Source organism: Actinomycetospora aurantiaca, from assembly GCF_037401875.1.
GTDB classification, from domain to species: Bacteria; Actinomycetota; Actinomycetes; order Mycobacteriales; family Pseudonocardiaceae; genus Actinomycetospora; species Actinomycetospora aurantiaca.
On sequence record NZ_JBBEGN010000012.1, the window covers coordinates 1 to 17,591 of the forward strand.

Below are 17,591 nucleotides of genomic sequence, written 5' to 3' on the forward strand. Positions count from 1 at the left end.
GTTAACCGGCCCGCAGCTTGGCGTCGTCGTCCGGGAACGCCCCGCCGTCGCGGATCTCGCGCGACCACGTGGTGCACCGCTCGACGACGCGGTCCAGCGCGTGCTCCATGCCCTCGAGGACGACGTCGAGCGTGGCCTCGGTGGCGTCCTCGACGTCGCGGCGCAGCGCGGCGCCGCGCTCGGTGAGCTCACCATCCGTCGTCAGGAAGGCGCGGTCGACCAGGTCGGCTACCGCGGCGTCGATGGCCTCGTCGCCGAACGACCGGGTCCGCGTGTAGACCCGCAGCGGGTAGCCGACCGCGACCTCGGTGAGCAGGTTCGCCTCCAGCGCGCCCAGCCCGTGCGCGAGCAGGGCGGCGAGGTGGGCGTCCCCGCGGTACTCGCGCAGCAGGTTCGCGGCGTGCCAGAGCCTGCCCCACGCGTCGCCGGGCCAGTCCTGCGACGACAGACCGGCGAACAGCGGCTTCCCCGTCACCGGGGCGCGGTCGAGGCCCCCGCGCAGCGCGGTGACGACCTCCTCGACGTCCCGCCCGGGCTCGCCCAGCACCCGGTGCAGCGCGCGGACGGCCCCGGCCTGCTTGGCGGCGAGGACGTCCGGGATCGTCGCGGTGGCCAGGCCGCTCTCGTAGACCGCGGTGAGCGCCTCGGCCTCGAACACCCCGAAGGTGGCGACGACGAGCCGGGACGGCGGGAGGCCGAGGGTCCCGGCCCGCCCGAGGACGTAGCCGGTGTAGCGCTGGAGACCCAGCGCCTCGTACTGCTCCCGGGCCTCCTCGGCGTGCACGTGCACCATCGCGATCGGCTCGAGGGCGTCGCGGAGACGCCGGGCCGGGGTCTGGTCGAGGATCACGGAGGTGTTCTACCCCGTCGTCGGGGACGAGTGCCCGTGGCCGTGCCCGTGGCCGTGTCCATGGCCGGTCGAGGTGTCGGGGGCCGGCTTGAGGATCGGCTCGCCGGCGCGCAGCGGCACCTGCTCGTAGCGGCCCTCGTGCGCGACGACGGGACGCGTGTCGCCGGCGAGCTCCGGGTGCTTCTCCTCGAGGCGCTGGCGCTGCTCCCACTGCTTGCGCATGGACGCGATGTACTCGCGGTTGCCGTTGTAGACCCCGCGCCAGGTCTGCGGCATCTGCTCGCGCGAGAGGCCGGGGTCGGCCTTCCCGTGCAGCGCGGGCCGCGACGGGACCTTGCGGGACTCCTCGCCGCACTCCGGGCAGGCCGGTGCGGGCGCGTCGCGGCCCATCAGGCGCTCGAAGCGCAGCCCGCAGTCGCAGCGGTAGTCGTAGATCGGCACGGGGCGCCTACCAGTTGGAGATCGACTTGGCGAAGATGTCGGCGATGTCGTCCTCGGTCGGCGTGCGCGGGCACGTGGCGAGCAGGCGCTGCTGCTTCATCGTGCCCTCGACCAGGTCGCCGATGTCCGACTCCCCGAAGCCGACCGCCCCGATCCCGTTCGGGATGCCGATGTCGCGCATCAGCTCGGTCACCACGTGCGGGAGCTGCTCGGACGCGTCGTTCTGCGTCTCGGCGTTCGGCCCCAGCATCCGCGCGGCGGCCATGTGGCGGTCGGGCGCCGAGTCGAACGAGAACCGGAACGCCTCGGGCGCCGTCAGCGACACCGACATCCCGTGCGGGACCATCGCCTCGTCCTGCGGGTAGCCGGCGGGGTGGAAGTCCCGGACCTGCCCGGCGATGGGATAGGCGTTCGCGTGCGGGATGTGCACCCCGGAGTTCCCGAAGCCCATCCCCGCGAACGTCGCCGCCATCATCATGTCCATGCGGGCGTCGACGTCCTCGGCGCCCCGCTCGACGGCGGTCCGGAACGACGTCGCGAGCAGGGACATCGACTTCTCGCACCACAGGTCCGACACCGGGTTCGACCCGCAGTAGGTCACCCGCTGCTCGGGGGACTTGCGGTCGAACGACGTGTACCAACGCGCGGTGTAGCTCTCCAGCGCGTGACAGACGATGTCCATCCCGGACGCGGCCGTGACCTCCGGCGGGAGGGTCATGGTCAGCAGCGGATCGACGACGGCGAGCGTCGGGCGCAGCCGCCAGTGGCTGATGCCGGTCTTCACCCGCAACGACAGCACGTCGAGGATGCACATCGCGGTGGACTCGGAGCCGGTCCCCGCGGTCGTCGGGACCGCGATGAGGGGCTTCAGCGCTCCGGGTGGCACCTGGGCGTTGCCCACCGGCTTGTTGATGTAGTCCATCAGCTCACCGGGGAACGTGGTGAGCAGGTTGACCGCCTTCGCGGTGTCGATCGCCGAGCCGCCGCCGACGGCGACGAAGCCGTCCCACGGACCCTGCTCGCTCGCGTAGCCGATCGCCTTGTTCATCGAGTCGTCGGTCGGCTCCACGTGCACGCCGTCGAAGATCTCGACCGTCATGTCGTACCGGCGGATCCGGTCCGCGATCCGGTCGGGCAGCCCGGTCTGCTGCATGCCCGGGTCGGTGATCAGCAGGATGCGCTTCGCGCCGTACTGGGCGAGGTCGAACCCGATCTCGTCGCAGGCCCCGGCGCCGAACTTCAGCGGGGGAGCGCCCCACGTGAAGACGGACTCCTCGGTGGGGACGGGCGGGACGGTCACGTGTAGTGGCCCCCGTTCGAGACGGTCTTCAGCTCGTGGATCTGGTTGGCGTCGTGGCCGAACACGACGGTCGCGTTCGTCCGCTCCGCGACGTCCCGCACCTTCTCCACCGAGGAGAACCACGACTCGAGGTTGTTGACGATCGCGGCCGGCACCGGCGGGGGGCCGTAGCTCGCGCCCATGTAGACGGCGTCCGAGGTGAAGATCATCGTGCCGGTGTCGGGCAGGTCGACCTGCATCGACATGCAGCCCGGCGTGTGGCCCGGCGTCTGGAGCAGTGTGACGCCCGGGAGGAACTCGGTGTCGCCCGAGACCGTCTCCCAGTTCAGGTTCTCGTAGTCGCTCTTCAGGTGCGCGCCGGTGAACGGCCCGTCGAAGCCGAAGGCGAACTCCTTCTCCTTGTCCGAGCACACCAGCTTCGCCGACGAGTCCTTGAACAGGTTCGCGTTGCCGCAGTGGTCGAAGTGCAGGTGCGAGAGCACCACGTAGTCGATCTGGTTCGTGCCGATCCCGAGCTGCTCGAGCCGCTTGTCGAGGTACTCGTCGTCGGACACGCGGTCGTAGGGGAAGAAGTCGTTGAGGCCGGTGGGCCCCCAGCGCTCCTCCCAGTCGCTGGGGCAGCTCGTGTCCCAGAGCAACGTGCCGTCGGGCGTCTCGACGAGCACGCAGTGCGTCGGCACGTCGACCCACTCCGCCGGCGCGTCCTTCTGCTGGCGGGGCTTGATCGACCGCCCGGGCTGCAGGAGCAGCCACGTGAGGTCGGCGCTCATCGCGCCGCAGTCGAGGATGCTGACCTTGATGTCACCGCTGGCCACCGCGGACCTCCACGTCTTTCGAGAACGGGACCGACCCCCCGTTGCTGATCACCCTGCCTGTGACCGGGGCCACCGTCAATCGGAGATGTATCCATGCAGTTCGGCGAATGCGGCGGCGATCGTGGCGGGCGTGTAGTGCGCGTTCAGACCGCTCGGATTGGGCAGCACCCAGATCTGCGTGGAGCCGATCGCGCGGTCCTGCTTCCCGACGGCGGCCCGCGGCTCGGCGAAGGCGGTCCGGTAGGCCACGACCCCGACGACGGCGAGCCAGGACGGCCGCAGCCGTCCCACGAGGTCGACCAGACGCCGCCCGCCGGCGCGCAGCTCGTCGTCGGTGAGCTCGTCCGCCCGGGCCGTGGCCCGCGGGGCGACGTTGGTGATGCCGAGCCCGAGGGGCGGCAGGAGGCCTTGCTCCGCGGGCGCCAGCAGCCGCGGGGTGAAGCCGGCGGCGTGCAGGGCCGGCCAGAAGCGGTTCCCGGGGCGGGCGAAGTGGTGGCCGGTGTACGCCGAGACCAGCCCGGGGTTGATGCCGGAGAACAGCACGCGCAGCGGCGGGTCGTCGGGTCCGGGGAGTACGTCGGGGAGCAGCCGGTCCCGGGCGGCCTCGAGCTCGGCGCGGGTGGGTCCCCGTCGGGTGCGCACGGGGGAGTGCTTCCCGGCGGGGCGGTCGTCCACCCCCGCGTGCGCCCCCGGCCCGGCCGCCGAACGGTGCAGTCGGCCGTCCCCACCGGCAGCAGGCTCGCGGTTGTCCCCAGTGCGCGGCCGGCGCGGGAGCCGGACCGGGGGCCGGTGCGTCGGGGAGGGCATGACCGATGGATTCACCCTGCCCCCGGACGCGCTGCGCGAGGCCGTCGAGGACATCGAGATGGCCGTGGCCGACGCCGCGCGGGCGGCCGAGGCGATGAGTGCGGCCGTCCGCCAGCTCGGGCGGCTCGTGCCGGGCACCCGGAGCGCTGCGGAAGCCGCGACCACGGCCCGGATCTGGCAGACCGACGCCGATCAGTGGACCGCTGCCGCCGAGGCGCTCGGCGACGCGCTCGAACACACCGCCACGGACGCCGGGCTCACCGACGGCGAGTTGGCCCGGCTGCTGGGCGAGGCCTGGTGAACGGACTCGCCGCCGCGGCGGCCGGCCTGCTCGCCGGGGTCGACGCCTGGGAGCGCGCGGTGTTCTCCCCCCGGCTGCCCGAGACGTGGACCGGTGCGGCCGCGGACGCCGGTCGGGCGGAGCTCGCCCGGCTCGTGGACCGCGGCGGCGGGCTGCTGGACCGTGCGCGCACGCTCGCCACCGTGCTCGCGGACGCGGCCGCCCTCGAGCCGTTCGACGACGCCCGGGTCGCCGCCGCCCTGGTTCGTGCGGGCCGCTCCGAGCCGGTCGGGGTCGGCCCGGCCGCCGCCGGTCCGGCCCCGCCGGCGGTGGCGCACTGGTGGGCGGGCCTGAGCGACGGCGAGCGGGAGCGGCTGGTCGTCGACCGCCCCGAGCTGGTGGGCGCCCTCGACGGCGTGCCGGCCGCGGTCCGCGACCGGGCGAACCGCGCCCGTCTCGGCGCGGCCCGCGCGGCCACCGAGGTCGAGCTGACCGGGCTGGAACGGTCGCGGGACGAGGTGCGCGACCTCGGGGGGCTGCAGGAGGTCGAGGCGCGCCTCGCCGGGGTGCGGGCACGGCTCGGTCGCCTGGCCGCGATCGACACGGCGGTGCGCGCGGGCGATGACCGGGCGCTGCTGGCGGTGGACCCGGCGTCGGGACGGGCGGCGGTGGCCCTCGGCGACGTCGACCGGGCCCGGGACGTCGGGGTCGTCGTGCCCGGGTTCACGTCGCGGGCGGAGGACCTGCCGGAACGGACCGCCGAGCTGGCGGCGCTGCGGGCGGCCGACGCCGCGGTGGTGGCGTGGTTCGACTACCCCGCCCCGCAGTGGCCGGAGGTCCTCGACGCCGACCGGTCCGTGCTCGGGACGCGGGTGGCGGGGAACGCGTCCGCCCGGCTCGCGTCGTTCCTCGACGGGGTCGGCGGGGCGGATGCGCACGTCACGGCCGTGGGGCACTCCTACGGCTCGCTCGTGGTCGCGCAGGCGGCCGCCACGTCGCGCGCGGTGGACGACGTGGTGCTGCTGGGCTCACCGGGCGTGACCCCGCTGCCCCGGCAGCCGACGTGGGTGGCGGAGGCGCGGTGGGACCCGGTGGCGGACACCGGGTGGTTCGGCCCGGACCCGAACGGGCTCGCGCACGTCCACCCGATGGCGACCACCGGATCGGTCGGGCACGTGGACTACCTGCGCCCGGGCAGCACGAGCGCGCAGCACGTGGCCGCGGTGATCGACGGCCGGTCCTCCGACGTCGTCGTCGATCGCACGGTCGGCGTGGGGGACCGGCTGCGTGCCCTGCTGCCCCGGTGAGCCCGTGACGGCCCACCGGGACGCCAGGTGTCAGTTCCCGGCGGGCTTGGTGCTGCTGCCGGTCGACCCGTTCGAGCTGGGCGAGACGGCCTCGCCCGGAGCCTTCGGCGGGACGATGCCGCCCGGCTGCTCCGGGTCGGGCACGGCACCCGCGGCCGCGGCCGGGGTGGCGGGCGACGGACCCGTGGCGGTCGTCGGGGCGGGCTTCGGCCGCGGCGCCGGCGGGGGCGGCGGCGGGAGCTCGGGCGCCCGGCGGGTGGCCACGATCGCGATGCCGGCACCGACGACGGCGAGCACGATCCACAGGCCCCAGCGGCGACGCTTCTTGTCCTGCTCGGGCTCCAGGCGCTGCGCCAGGTCGCGGCGGGCCGAGGTCAGGCCCTCCTCGAACGAGCCGCGGACGTTCTCGCCGAGGTCGCGCAGCTCGCCCACCGAGGTGGGCACCGACGACTTCTCGAGGGCCTGCCGGGCGTCCTCGGCGTAGACCTTCGCCTGCTTGCGGGCGTCCTTGGCGTACGACCGGGCCTGCTTGCGGGCCTGCTTCGCCGCCTGGTTGGCGCGCTTGCGGGTCTCCTCGCGCGCCTCCTGGGCCCGCTTGCGGGCCTCGGCCTGTGCCTCCTCGGCGCGCGCCCGGGCCTCGGCGCGGGCGTCGAGCACCCGCTGGCGGGCCTGGTCGGCGGCCGCGCGGACGTCGCGCCGGACCTCGGCGCGCTTCTTCGCGCCCTGCTTGCGGGCCTTCTCGCGCTCCTTGCGCGCCTGGGCGGCCGCCTTCTCGGCGTGCTTGGCGGCCTTCTTCCGGGCGCGGGCACCTTCCTTGCGCAGATCGTCCAGGTCCTCCCTGGCACCGATCACGGTCTTGCTGCTCAACGGCCACACCTCAACTCATCGATGGCGGCTCAGGATGCCGCCCGTCCCCTGCCTGCAAGTGCCCGACCCGCCGGTGCGTCACACCCGCTGCTCCGACGGTGGCACGATGACCTCCGTGACGAATGCCGAGAACGGGCCGACCGCGACGCTGCACACCTCGAACGGCGACATCACCGTCAACCTCTTCCCCGACAAGGCACCGAAGACGGTGTCCAACTTCGTCGGGCTCGCGACCGGTGAGGGCCAGTACAGCGAGCCGAACGCGAAGGGCTCGTCCAGCGGGCCGTTCTACGACGGCACGATCTTCCACCGCGTGATCGCGGGGTTCATGCTGCAGACCGGGGATCCCACCGGAACGGGTCGCGGGGGACCGGGCTACAAGTTCGCCGACGAGTTCCACCCCGACCTGCGGTTCGACCGCCCGTACCTGCTCGCGATGGCCAACGCCGGTCCCGGCACGAACGGCTCGCAGTTCTTCATCACCGTCGCGCCGACGACGTGGCTGAACCGCAAGCACACCATCTTCGGCGAGGTCGCCGACCAGTCCAGCCGGGACGTCGTCGACGCGATCGCCGCCACGCCCACCGGCCCCGGCGACCGCCCCACCTCCGACATCGTGATCGAGAGCGTCGAGGTCACGACGTAACCCGACACCCACCACCGGACGGGCACACTGGGGACGTGAGCAGCAGCCCGCCCGGGGCCGACACCGCCGTCTGCGTCCGCCACCCCGACCGCCCGACCGGGCTGCGGTGCACGCGCTGCGACCGCCCGGCGTGCCCGCAGTGCCTGCGCGACGCCTCCGTCGGCATGCAGTGCGTGGACTGCGTCGGCGAGGCGGCGCGCACCCAGCGTCGCGGGCGCCCGCTGCGCCGGCCGACGGCCGTCGTCGTGCCCGCCCTCATCGCGGTCAACGTGGCGGTCTTCGCCTGGACCGCCCTCGACGCGGGCAGCGTGCAGCAGAACACCGACGGCGCGGTGTTCTCCGCCGGGGCGCTGGTCCCGCTGCAGGTGGCGGGCGGCGACTGGTGGCGGCTGGTGACGTCGGGCTTCCTGCACATCGGCCCGCTGCACCTGCTGTTCAACATGGTCGCGCTGTGGTTCATCGGGCGGGACATCGAGCTCGCGCTGGGCCGGCTGCGGTTCTCCCTGCTCTACGGGTGCTCGCTGCTCGGCGGCTCGGCCGCGGTGATGGTGTTCGGTTCGCCGCTGACCCCGACGGCGGGGGCGTCCGGGGCCATCTTCGGGCTGATGGGCGCGCTGGTGGTGCTGCTGCGGCGCATGCAGCTCCCGGCGACGTCGGCCATGGTGATCATCGGCCTGAACGTCGTCTTCTCGCTGACCTTCCCCGGCATCTCGCTGCTCGCCCACCTCGGCGGGCTGGTCGTCGGGACCGGGGTCGCCGCGGGGATGGCGTACGGACCCGCCCGCTCACGCCCGGCGACGGGACTGTGGATCGCCGGGGGGATCGTCGTCGCCCTCGTCCTCGCGATCGTCGTGCGCGACCTGTCGTTCGGCGCCGTCGTCTGCGGCGCCACCGCCTGCCGGATCGGCTGACCGGCCCGCGCGCGCCCGGTGGTCCTGCAGGGCCGCCGCGACGTCCACCGGGTCGGTGCCCAGTTCGAGCCGGCCGAGGACGAGCAGCCGCTCGGCCCCGTCGTCGTCCCGCGCGTCGATCTCCAGGTAGGCCGCCGGCAGACCCAGCCGCCGCATCCGCACGACCCGGACCGCGTCCACGCGGGCCCACGGCCAGCTGCGCGCGCCCAGCAGACCGCGCAGCGTCAGCGCGTCGGGGCCGGCGGCCAGGCGGGGTCGCGCCCGCAGCCCGACGAGCGCCGCGCCGCCGACGGCGACGGCGGCGACCCCGAGCAGCAGGCGCCCCGGCCCGTCAAGGCTCCCCAGGACGACGTAGGTCAGCAGGGCCACCCCGCCCACCAGCCCCAGGGCCACGGCGGGCACCGGGGCGGCCCACCGCGTGTCAGGGTTGTCCACAGGCCCTGTCCACAGTGGGGACGAACGACATGCGTGTAATTCTCAGCGCCACTTCATCGTCATGAGCAGCGAGATCACGACGAGGCCGAAGCCGATGAGGAAGTTGTAGCCGCCGAGCTCGGCCATGAAGCGGATGTCCTCGCCGGCCAGGTAGTTCACGACCAGCCACGCCAGCCCGACGATGCCGATCGCGAGCATGATCACGACGTAGGCCGGGTGCGACGGGCCGCTCGACCGCGCGGCGGACGCCTGCGGCGGCGGGGTGTAGGTCGGCTTCTTGCGGACCTTCGACTTCGGCACGGGCGCGCTCCTGGGGACTCGGGTCCACTCCACGGTAGCGAAGCGGTCCGTATCGTAGGAGCGTGCGGGTCCTCGTCGTCGACAACTACGACAGCTTCGTCTACAACCTCGTCCAGTACCTCGCCCAGCTGGGCGCCGAGCCGCTGGTCCGGCGCAACGACGCCGCCGACGTGCTCGAGCTCGCGGGCGACGTCGACGGAGTGCTGGTGAGCCCCGGCCCGGGCACGCCGGACGACGCCGGCTCGAGCCTGGACGTCATCGCCCGGTGCGCGGCCGACCGCACGCCGATGCTGGGGGTCTGCCTCGGGCACCAGGCCCTCGGCCAGGCCTTCGGGGGCGTCGTCGAGCGTGCGCCCGAGCTGCGCCACGGCAAGACCTCGGCGGTCCGCCACGGCGGCGCCGGGGTGCTCGCGGGTCTGCCCGACCCGTTCACGGCCACGCGCTACCACTCGCTGACGGTGCGGCCGGACTCGCTGCCCGACGAGCTCGAGCCCACCGGCTGGACCACCGACGGCGTGCTCATGGCCATGCGGCACCGCGAGCTCCCGCTGGAGGGGGTGCAGTTCCACCCGGAGTCGGTGCTCACCGAGGACGGTCACCGCGTGCTGGCCACCTGGATGGCGGCCTGCGGGCACCCGGTCACCGAGGGCCTGGTCGAGGGCCTGGTCCGCGACGCCCGGGCCCTCGCCCTCGCGGCCGCCCCGCCCGCGCAGGGCTGACCGCCCCGACGGCGTCAGTTGCCGCCGGGGAACAGGCCGCTCCCGCCGCCCCCGAAGACCCCGCCACCACCGCCGCCGCCGGTGTACTTGCCGACGGTCACCTGGATGGTGTCGCCCTTCCCGGCCTGGCTGCCCGCGGACGGGCTCTGACTGAGGACCTTGCCGTCCTGGTTCGGGTCGTCGACGTCCTGGGACGTGGCCTGCAGGTTGCCGCTGAAGCCGGCCGCGGCCAGCGCCGCGATCGCGTCGCCGCGCGACTTCCCGGTGATGTCCGGGACCGAGACGCGGTCACCGTTGGCCGCGGTGACCGTCACCGTCGACCCGACGGCCACCGTGGACCCGGCGGCGGGGCTGGTGGACGCCACGGTCGCGTTGCCGGACGAGTCGCCGCTCACGGTGACCTCCAGCCCGACCCCCTCGAGGGTCGTGCGGGCGGTGGCCACGGGCTGCCCCGTCACGTCCGGCACCTTGATGGTCTGGCGCTGCTGGCCGACAGTGAGCTGGATGGCGGTGCCCGGCGCGAGCAGGGTGCCCGGCGCCGGATCCTGCGACAGGACCTTGCCCACCTGGCTGGAGTCGTCGACCGGACGCTGCTGCGGGACGGGGGTCAGGGTCAGCCCGGCGCCCTGCACGATCTGCTGGGCCTGCTCGGCGGTGCGTCCGGCGAGGTCCGGGGCCTGCACCCGGTCCGGGCCGCGTCCGACCCGCATGGCGATCACCGCCTGCGGGTCGACCTCGGTGCCGGCGGCCGGGTCGGTGCCCAGCACCGTCCCGACCTGGCTCGGGTCCGAGGCGACGGGCACGAGGTTCGGCTTGAGCCCGGCCCCGGTGAGGGTGCGCAGGGCGACGTCCTGCGGCTGGTTGGTGACGTCGGGGACGGGCAGCTGGTTGTTGCCCGGCGCGAAGAGGAAGAACAGGCCGGCGAGCACGGCGGCCACGGCGAGGACCCCGCCCAGCACGCCGAGGCGGCGGCGCCGCCGACGGCGCCGCTCCTCCTCCTGCTCGGCCTGCCACGCGGCGAAGTCGCCGGCCTCGGTCGCCGGGCCGGTCGCGTAGGAGGCCGCCCCGACCGTGCGGGTCGGGCCGGTCATCAGCGTGTTGCGCTCGTCCGCCGTCATCACCAGCGGGGCCTCGACCGGCTCGCCCTGGAGCACCCGCACCAGGTCGTCGCGCATCTCGCCCGCGGTCTGGTAGCGGTTGTACGGGTTCTTCGCCAGCGCCTTGAGCGCGATGGCGTCCAGCGTCGGCGGCACGGCCGGGTTGAGCTCCGACGGCGGCCGGGGGTCCTCCCGCACGTGCTGGTAGGCGACCGCCACGGGCGAGTCCCCGGTGAACGGGGGCTGCCCGGTCAGCAGCTCGAAGAGCACGCAGCCGGTCGAGTAGACGTCCGAGCGGGCGTCGACGGCCTCGCCGCGGGCCTGCTCCGGGCTGAGGTACTGCGCGGTGCCGATGACGGCGGCGGTCTGCGTCAGGCCCTGCTGGGCGTCCGAGAGGGCGCGGGCGATGCCGAAGTCCATCACCTTGACCGCCCCGGACGGGGTGATCATGACGTTGGCCGGCTTCACGTCGCGGTGGATGATCCCGTGCCGGTGGGAGAAGTCGAGCGCGGAGCAGACGTCTGCCACGACCTCGCAGACCCGGAACGGCTCCATCGGCCCGCCGGTCTTGACGATGTCGCGCAGCGTCCGCCCCGGGACGTACTCCATGACGATGTAGGGCAGCGGGACGTCGTCGGCCCAGGTCTCGCCGGTGTCGTAGACCGCCACGATCGCCGGGTGGTTCAGCGCGGCCGCGTTCTGGCCCTCGCGCTGGAACCGGATCTGGAACTGCGGGTCGCGGGCGAGGTCGGCGCGCAGCACCTTGATCGCCACGTCGCGGCCGAGCCGGACGTCGCGGCCGCCGTGGACCTCGGACATGCCCCCGTAGCCGAGGGCGGGCCCCAGCTCGTACCGGTCGGACAGGAGGCGGGGGGTGGTCATCCGAACTCCTGACAGGTGACGGTCACGGTGTCCCCGCGGGTGACCTCACCGGTGGGGGAGACGCGCAGCACGCGGCAGGCCGACGGGTCCGTCGGTTGGCCGCCGAGGAGCGTCTCGACCTCCGGCACGAGGCCGGACTCGCGCAGCGCGGCGCTCGCCACCGAGGCGGGTCGGCCGACGTAGTCGATGGTGCTGACGTTCACGGTGTTGCCCGCGGCCGTCGTGGTCGTGGTCGTGCGGCTACGGGTCGTCGTGGTGGTCGGCGCCGGCCGCGACGTCGTCGTCGACGTCGGGGTGGCGGCCGGCGGCGGCGCGCTGGTCTCGGTGTTCGAGACCAGGTAGTACCCGCCGATCAGCAGGACGGCGAGCACCGCCAGGACCGCGGCCACGGCACCCCACGGCCCGCGTCGGCGCGGCTCGGGGGCCCGCCCGTCGTCCCAGCGGTCGCTGCGCCGCGGCGGCGGCGAGGACGGGCCGTCGTAGGTGGTCGCCGGCGCGACCCGGGTGGCCGGGTTGACCGCCTCGGTCGCGGCGGTGGCCGCCCCCGGGCGGGGCACCGGCTCCCCGCGGCGCACGGCCGCGACGGCGCGGGCGAACTCCCCGCCGTTGGCGTAGCGGCCGCGGGGGTCCTTGGTGAGCGTCAGCTCGATCAGCTGGCGCACCACCGGGGGCACGTCCGACGGCAGCGGCGGCAGCGGGTCGCGGATGTGCATCATCGCGACCGTGACGGCGTTCTCCGAGAGGTACGGCCGACGGCCGGCCAGGCACTCGTAGCCGACGACGCCGAGCGAGTACACGTCCGAGGCCGGCCCGGCGTCACCACCGCCGGCCTGCTCCGGGGCGATGTAGTGCGCGGTGCCCATGACCATGCCGGAGCGGGTCACCGGGGCCGCGTCGATGGCCTTCGCGATGCCGAAGTCGGTGATCTTCACCTGGTTCGTCGGCGTCACCAGGATGTTGCCGGGCTTGACGTCGCGGTGCACCAGCCCGCGCTCGTGGGCGGCGTCGAGGGCGTAGCCGGACTGCTCGAGGATGTCGAGCGTGTAGTCGACGCCCAGGCGGCCGTGCACCGACAGGATCTGGGCCAGCGGCTCGCCGCGCACCAGCTCCATGACCAGGTAGGCGACCGGGACCTGGATGGTGCCGCTCGCGGTCGTCCAGTCCGTGGTGGTCTCGCCGTAGTCGTGCACGGCGGTGACGCCGGGGTTGTTCAGCGAGGCGGCCGTGCGGGCCTCGGTGCGGAAGCGGTGCAGGAACTCGGGGTCACCGGAGAGCTCGGCCTTGAGGATCTTGACCGCGACGGTCCGGTCGAGGCGGGTGTCCTGGGCCTCCCACACCTCGCCCATGCCACCGATGGCGATGCGCCGCCCGATCCGGTAGCGGTCGGCGAGCAGGGTTCCCGTGGTCGGGGCCATGGAGCTACCTCCCTCCCTGCTGCAGGGCCGCGGCGACGACCGCCCGGCCGACCGGGCCGGCCACGGACGAGCCGGTGGCGTCGTCGCCCCGGTTCCCGCCGCGCTCGACGATGACAGAGACCGCCACCTGCGGGTCGGGCACGGGGCCGAAGACGTCGTACCAGGTGTGCGGGGGGTTGGTCTTCGGGGAGGCGCCCCACTCCGCGGTGCCGGTCTTCGAGGCCAGCTGCACGCCCGGGATCTTCCCGCCGCTGGTGCCGCCGTTCTCCGAGCCGATCATCAGCTGGGTCAGCGTGGACGCGGTGCCGCCGGAGATCGCGCGGGCGAGACGGTCCGGGTCGGTGGTGTCGACGACCGACAGGTCCTGGCCCTGGATCTGGCCGACCACGTGCGGCTGCATCGGGATGCCGCCGTTCGCGATGGTCGCGGTGATCATGGCGTTCTGCAGCGGGGTCAGGCGCACGTCGCGCTGGCCGATCCCGGACTGGGCCAGCGACGCGCCGTCCCCGAGCTCGCCGACCGAGGACTCCGCCACCGGCATCGGGATCGTCAGGTTCGGGTTCTCCATCCCGTACGCCGCCGCCTGCGCCCGGAGCCGGTCGGCGCCCACCTGGTCGGCGAGCTGGGCGAACGGTCCGTTGCAGGACTTGGTGAACGCGGTGGAGAACGGCACGGTCGGGCCGGAGCCGCAGCGCTGGCCGTCGTAGTTCTCCAGCGTGGTGACGCTGTCGGGCAGCGTGATGCGCGGCTCGGCGGTGACCGGCGTCTGCGGCGTGATCATGTTCGCCTCGAGCGCGGTCGAGGTGGTGACCAGCTTGAACGTCGAGCCGGGCGGATAGGTCTCGGAGATCGCCCGGTTGATCAGCGGGGAGTCCGAGCTGTTCGGGTTCAGCGAGTTCCACGCGTTCCGCTGCGTCGCGCCGTCGTGGCTGGCCAGCGGGTTCGGGTCGTAGGACGGCACCGAGACCATCGCGAGGACCTCGCCGGTCTGCGGCCGGATGGCCACGACGGAGCCCTCGTAGCCGCGCGACACCATCGCCTGGTACGCGGCCTGCTGGACCTTCGGGTCGATCGTCAGCGCCACGTTGCCCCCGGCCGGCGAGCGGCCGGTGACCACGTCGGAGATCCGGCGGACGAACAGCCGGTCGTCGGAGCCGTTGAGGACGGCGTCCATCGACCGCTCGATCCCGGAGGTCCCGTAGACCTGCGAGTAGTAGCCGGTGACCGGGGCGTACATCGGCCCGTTCGCGTACGTGCGCAGGTACTTGAACCGGTCGTCGGTCGCGACGCTCGACGCGAGCACCTCGCCGCCGGCGGAGATCTGGCCGCGCTGGCGGTTGTACTCGTCGAGCAGCACGCGCTGGTTGTACGGGTTGGCCTTGTACTCGTCGGCCTTGACGACCTGGACCCACGTGGCCTGGCCCAGCAGCAGCACGATCAGGCCCATGACCACGAGGGAGACCCGACGCAGCGGGGTGTTCACTCGCGGCTCCTCCCTCGGGGCGGCGTCGCCGGTGCGGCGGGGTTGCCGTGCGGCGGCGTGGCCACCTCGCTCCGGGACACCATCTCGGTGTGCGCCTCGGCCAGGGGCGTGCGGGGCGGCGTCGGGGCGGCGCCCGGCTCCGGGCGCCCCTTCTCCGCCGCCGGCCGGCGGGCGGCGTCCGAGACCCGCAGCACCAGCGCGACGAGCACGTAGTTCGCCACCAGGGACGACCCGCCGTAGGACATGAACGGGGCGGCCTGCCCGGTGTTCGGGATGAGGCCGATGACCCCGCCGGCCACGACGAAGACCTGGATCGCGACCGTGAAGCCCAGACCGGCGGCCAGCAGCTTGCCGAACGTGTCCCGGACCGCGAGGGCGGTGCGCAGCGCGCGGGTGGAGATCAGGCAGTAGAGCAGCAGGAGCGCCATCAGCCCGATCAGGCCGGTCTCCTCACCCATGGAGGTGAAGATGAAGTCGGTGCTCGACAGAGGCACCAGGTCGGGCCGGCCCGCACCGAGCCCGGTGCCGAGCATGCCGCCGGTCGCCATCCCGAACAGGCCCTGACTGACCTGGTAGGTGGCGGCCGCGGGGTCGGAGAGCGGGTCGAGCCACGCGGCGACGCGGACCTGCACGCGGTCGACGAAGGTCCACGCGGCGAACGCCCCGGCGCCGAAGATGACCAGGCCGATGAGCACCCACGACGAGCGCTCGGTGGCGACGTAGATCATCGACAGGACGATCCCGAAGAACATCAGCGAGGTGCCGAGGTCGGACTCGAAGACCAGCACGCCCATCGCGACGACCCAGGCGATCAGCAGTGGCGCCAGGTCGCGGGGGCGCGGGAAGGTCATGCCCAGGACGTGCTTGCCCGCCGTCGTGAACAGGTCGCGCTTGGCGACCAGGAAGGACGCGAAGAAGATCGTCAGCAGGATCTTGGCGAACTCGCCGGGCTGGATGCCGACGCCGCCGACCCGGATCCAGATCTTCGCGCCGTTCACCTCGGAGAGGGCGGAGGGCAGCACGGCGGGCAGGGCGAGCAGCACCAGGCCGACGAAGCCCACCGTGTAGCCGTAGCGGGCCAGCGTGCGGTGGTCGCGCACGCGCCAGAGCACCACGACGAACAGGGTGAGGCCGAGCGTCAGCCACGCGATCTGGCGCAGGGCGTCGGCGTCGGGCACGGGATTGCCGCGGGCGAGCGCGTTCGCCGCCCGGGCCAGGTCGATCCGGTGGATCATCACCAGGCCCAGCCCGTTGAGCAGGGCCGCGCACGGCAGGATCACCGGGTCGGCGTACGGCGCGAACCGGCGCACCGCCACGTGCGCCCCGGCGAACAGCGCCAGGTAGGCGAGGCCCAGGTAGAGCAGGGTGAGCGTGAGCTCCTGGTTCTGGTTGGCCTCGACGAGCACCAGCGCGCCCGTGACGATGACGGCCGCGAACGCCAGCAGGAGCAGCTCGATCCCGCGGCGGGTCGAGACGGCGGCGGCGACGACCGGACGCAGCGCGGTGCGGTCGGCGGGCATCTCGGCGGGGTCGGGGCCGGGCCCGCCGGTGGTCCGACCGGCGCGCGGGGCCTGGGCGGGGCGGACCATTACTGCACCGCGCGGCAGTCGCGTCCCGGGACCTGCGGGGACTGGGGCACGGCGGTGGGGGCCGCGGTGACGGGTGAGCCGGGGACGGCGGGCTGGCCGGGGACCGCGGGCTGTCCGGGCTGGCCCGGCTGCGCGGGCTGGCCCGGCGCGGGCACGATCGGGGCCGGCGGCTGGCACTCGGGCAGCAGCTCGTCGGTGCGCAGGCGCTCCACCGTGCGGTGGGCGGCGTCCAGGTCGGAGGTGGGCAGCGAGTCGCCCTGCACCGACGTGCGGCCGACCTGGGTGAGGTCGGCGACCTTGAGGCCGGTCTGCTCCGAGACGTCCTGCAGCTGCACGCCGAGGACGTCGCCGCGGACCCCCTGGTAGATCACGACCTGGTCGCCGGCCACGCCGACGTAGTACTGCTGGGAGATCCACAGGCGGGTGACCAGCAGGCCGAGGCCCGCGAGGACCAGCACGCCCACGACGGCGAGGACCACGGCCAGGCGGCCGCGGCGCGGGCGGGAGCGGGCGGCGCCGTGACCGGCGCGTCCGGCCTCGCCGCGGGCCGGCAGCGGGTCGGGTCGCGAGGACGGCTCGGCGCGCGTCAACGTGGCCGCCGAGGCCCGGGCGGCCGCGGAGTCGGCCGGCGGCGGGTCGGCGCGGCCGTCGCCGGCGGCGCCGCCGTAGATCGGCTCGTGCTCGCCGTAGTCGACGTCGACGACGTCGGCGACGATGCAGGTGACGTTGTCCGGTCCGCCGCCCTTGAGCGCGAGCTCGATGAGGCGGTCGGCGCAGCTCTGCGGATCGGTGATCGTGAGGGCCTCGGCGATCGTCTCGGCGCTGACCACGCCGGAGAGCCCGTCGGAGCAGAGCAGGTAGCGGTCGCCCGACCGCGCCTCGCGCACCGTCAGCGAGGGCTCGACGTCGTGCCCGGTGAGCGCGCGGAGCAGCAGCGAGCGCTGCGGGTGGCTCGCGGCCTCGTCCTCGGTGATGCGGCCCTCGTCGATCAGCGACTGCACGAACGTGTCGTCGCGGGTGATCTGGGTGAGGACGCCCTCCCGGAACAGGTAGGCGCGGGAGTCGCCGACGTGCACCATGCCCAGCCGGCTGCCGGCGAAGAGGACCGCGGTCAGCGTGGTGCCCATGCCGTCGAGGTCGGGCTCCTCGTTGACCAGCTCGGTGATCGCGTCGTTGCCCTGGGCGGTCGCCTCGGCCAGCTCGCCGAGCAGGTCGTCGCCCGGCTCGTCGTCGTCGAGGGGCACGAGCGCGGCGATGACCAGCTTCGAGGCCACCTCACCCGCCGCGTGGCCCCCCATGCCGTCCGCGAGCGCGAGCAGGCGCGGGCCCGCGTAGACCGAGTCCTGGTTGTTCTGCCGCACCAGGCCCCGGTCGCTGCGGGCGGAGTAGCGCAGCACCAGGGTCACGGGACGATCCTGCACGCAGGGGCACGGAGCGCCCGCACCCG

The 17,591-nt window shown here is 74.1% G+C and carries 17 protein-coding genes and 1 pseudogene; 5 read left to right on the forward strand and 13 right to left on the reverse strand.

Annotated features, from left to right (window positions below; all coding sequences use genetic code 11):
• Window position 1 precedes the first annotated feature (1 nt).
• The 5 genes from WCD74_RS21020 to mug all read right to left on the reverse strand — a co-directional run bounded on the left by WCD74_RS21020 (window position 2) and on the right by mug (window position 4,048).
• Entirely contained in the window at window positions 2-850 is an 849-nt protein-coding gene (locus WCD74_RS21020) for an SCO6745 family protein (RefSeq protein WP_337696833.1), read from the reverse strand.
• A 9-nt stretch (window positions 851-859) separates the two neighbouring features.
• The gene (locus tag WCD74_RS21025) at window positions 860-1,291 is read right to left on the reverse strand and encodes an FmdB family zinc ribbon protein (RefSeq protein ID WP_337696834.1); all 432 of its coding nucleotides are present in this window, start codon (window positions 1,289-1,291) and stop codon (window positions 860-862) included.
• A gap of 7 nt (window positions 1,292-1,298) precedes the next feature.
• Entirely contained in the window at window positions 1,299-2,591 is a 1,293-nt protein-coding gene (locus WCD74_RS21030; protein ID WP_337696835.1) for a hydroxyacid-oxoacid transhydrogenase, read from the reverse strand.
• A complete protein-coding gene (locus tag WCD74_RS21035) occupies window positions 2,588-3,406 on the reverse strand; it encodes an N-acyl homoserine lactonase family protein (RefSeq protein ID WP_337696836.1) in 819 nt (272 codons plus the stop codon). Before WCD74_RS21035 ends, WCD74_RS21030 begins: the two co-directional genes overlap by 4 nt.
• 75 nt (window positions 3,407-3,481) lie before the next feature.
• The gene (mug, locus tag WCD74_RS21040; RefSeq protein ID WP_337696837.1) at window positions 3,482-4,048 is read right to left on the reverse strand and encodes a G/U mismatch-specific DNA glycosylase; all 567 of its coding nucleotides are present in this window, start codon (window positions 4,046-4,048) and stop codon (window positions 3,482-3,484) included.
• Window positions 4,049-4,211: 163 nt separating this feature from the next.
• Between mug and WCD74_RS21045 the strand changes: the two genes are divergently transcribed.
• Window positions 4,212-4,514, forward strand: a complete 303-nt coding sequence (locus WCD74_RS21045; RefSeq protein WP_337696838.1) for a hypothetical protein — start codon at window positions 4,212-4,214, stop codon at window positions 4,512-4,514.
• Window positions 4,511-5,800 carry an alpha/beta hydrolase gene (locus WCD74_RS21050; protein WP_337696839.1) on the forward strand — a complete coding sequence of 430 codons (1,290 nt, stop codon included), beginning with the start codon at window positions 4,511-4,513 and terminating at the stop codon, window positions 5,798-5,800. The genes WCD74_RS21045 and WCD74_RS21050 overlap by 4 nt, the downstream gene beginning before the upstream one ends.
• A 30-nt stretch (window positions 5,801-5,830) precedes the next feature.
• Here the strand turns inward: WCD74_RS21050 and WCD74_RS21055 are convergent, their stop codons facing one another.
• Window positions 5,831-6,667: a hypothetical protein gene (locus WCD74_RS21055; RefSeq protein WP_337696840.1), complete on the reverse strand. Its 837-nt coding sequence runs from the start codon at window positions 6,665-6,667 to the stop codon at window positions 5,831-5,833.
• Window positions 6,668-6,782: 115 nt separating this feature from the next.
• On the opposite strand from WCD74_RS21055, the gene WCD74_RS21060 reads away from it, so the two are divergent.
• On the forward strand, window positions 6,783-7,313 hold the full coding sequence (locus WCD74_RS21060; RefSeq protein WP_337696841.1) for a peptidylprolyl isomerase: 531 nt from the start codon (window positions 6,783-6,785) through the stop codon (window positions 7,311-7,313).
• Window positions 7,314-7,348: 35 nt separating this feature from the next.
• The gene (locus WCD74_RS21065) at window positions 7,349-8,224 is read left to right on the forward strand and encodes a rhomboid family intramembrane serine protease (RefSeq protein WP_337696842.1); all 876 of its coding nucleotides are present in this window, start codon (window positions 7,349-7,351) and stop codon (window positions 8,222-8,224) included.
• Window positions 8,225-8,251: 27 nt separating this feature from the next.
• Here WCD74_RS21065 and WCD74_RS21070 read toward each other — a convergent pair.
• A pseudogene (locus WCD74_RS21070) lies at window positions 8,252-8,659 on the reverse strand (PH domain-containing protein); the annotation flags it as partial.
• A 42-nt stretch (window positions 8,660-8,701) separates the two neighbouring features.
• Window positions 8,702-8,959, reverse strand: a complete 258-nt coding sequence (gene crgA / locus WCD74_RS21075; RefSeq protein ID WP_337696843.1) for a cell division protein CrgA — start codon at window positions 8,957-8,959, stop codon at window positions 8,702-8,704.
• Between the two features lie 62 nt (window positions 8,960-9,021).
• Between crgA and WCD74_RS21080 the strand changes: the two genes are divergently transcribed.
• Window positions 9,022-9,678 (forward strand): aminodeoxychorismate/anthranilate synthase component II, encoded by a 657-nt coding sequence (locus tag WCD74_RS21080; protein WP_337696844.1) that lies wholly within the window; start codon window positions 9,022-9,024, stop codon window positions 9,676-9,678.
• A gap of 14 nt (window positions 9,679-9,692) precedes the next feature.
• On the opposite strand, the gene pknB is transcribed toward WCD74_RS21080, so the two are convergent.
• The 5 genes from pknB to WCD74_RS21105 are packed head-to-tail and all read right to left on the reverse strand — an operon-like array spanning window position 9,693 to window position 17,550.
• Window positions 9,693-11,657 carry a Stk1 family PASTA domain-containing Ser/Thr kinase gene (gene pknB / locus WCD74_RS21085; protein ID WP_337696845.1) on the reverse strand — a complete coding sequence of 655 codons (1,965 nt, stop codon included), beginning with the start codon at window positions 11,655-11,657 and terminating at the stop codon, window positions 9,693-9,695.
• On the reverse strand, window positions 11,654-13,072 hold the full coding sequence (locus WCD74_RS21090) for a protein kinase domain-containing protein (RefSeq protein ID WP_337696846.1): 1,419 nt from the start codon (window positions 13,070-13,072) through the stop codon (window positions 11,654-11,656). The genes pknB and WCD74_RS21090 overlap by 4 nt, the downstream gene beginning before the upstream one ends.
• Before the next feature lie 4 nt (window positions 13,073-13,076).
• Entirely contained in the window at window positions 13,077-14,555 is a 1,479-nt protein-coding gene (locus WCD74_RS21095; RefSeq protein ID WP_337696847.1) for a peptidoglycan D,D-transpeptidase FtsI family protein, read from the reverse strand.
• Complete coding sequence (locus WCD74_RS21100; protein ID WP_444876348.1) at window positions 14,552-16,144, reverse strand: FtsW/RodA/SpoVE family cell cycle protein; 1,593 nt, start codon at window positions 16,142-16,144, stop codon at window positions 14,552-14,554. Before WCD74_RS21100 ends, WCD74_RS21095 begins: the two co-directional genes overlap by 4 nt.
• The gene (locus WCD74_RS21105) at window positions 16,144-17,550 is read right to left on the reverse strand and encodes a PP2C family protein-serine/threonine phosphatase (protein WP_337696848.1); all 1,407 of its coding nucleotides are present in this window, start codon (window positions 17,548-17,550) and stop codon (window positions 16,144-16,146) included. The genes WCD74_RS21100 and WCD74_RS21105 overlap by 1 nt, the downstream gene beginning before the upstream one ends.
• Between the last annotated feature and the right edge of the window lie 41 nt (window positions 17,551-17,591).

What these genes read in the sequence shown, in the direction of transcription:
- WCD74_RS21090 (WP_337696846.1), bottom strand. Translation starts at nt 13,072, where the DNA reads ATGGCCCCGACCACGGGAACCCTGCTCGCCGACCGCTACCGGATCGGG.
- pknB (WP_337696845.1), bottom strand. Translation starts at nt 11,657, where the DNA reads ATGACCACCCCCCGCCTCCTGTCCGACCGGTACGAGCTGGGGCCCGCC.
- WCD74_RS21100 (WP_444876348.1), bottom strand. Translation starts at nt 16,144, where the DNA reads ATGGTCCGCCCCGCCCAGGCCCCGCGCGCCGGTCGGACCACCGGCGGG.
- WCD74_RS21045 (WP_337696838.1), top strand. Translation starts at nt 4,212, where the DNA reads ATGACCGATGGATTCACCCTGCCCCCGGACGCGCTGCGCGAGGCCGTC.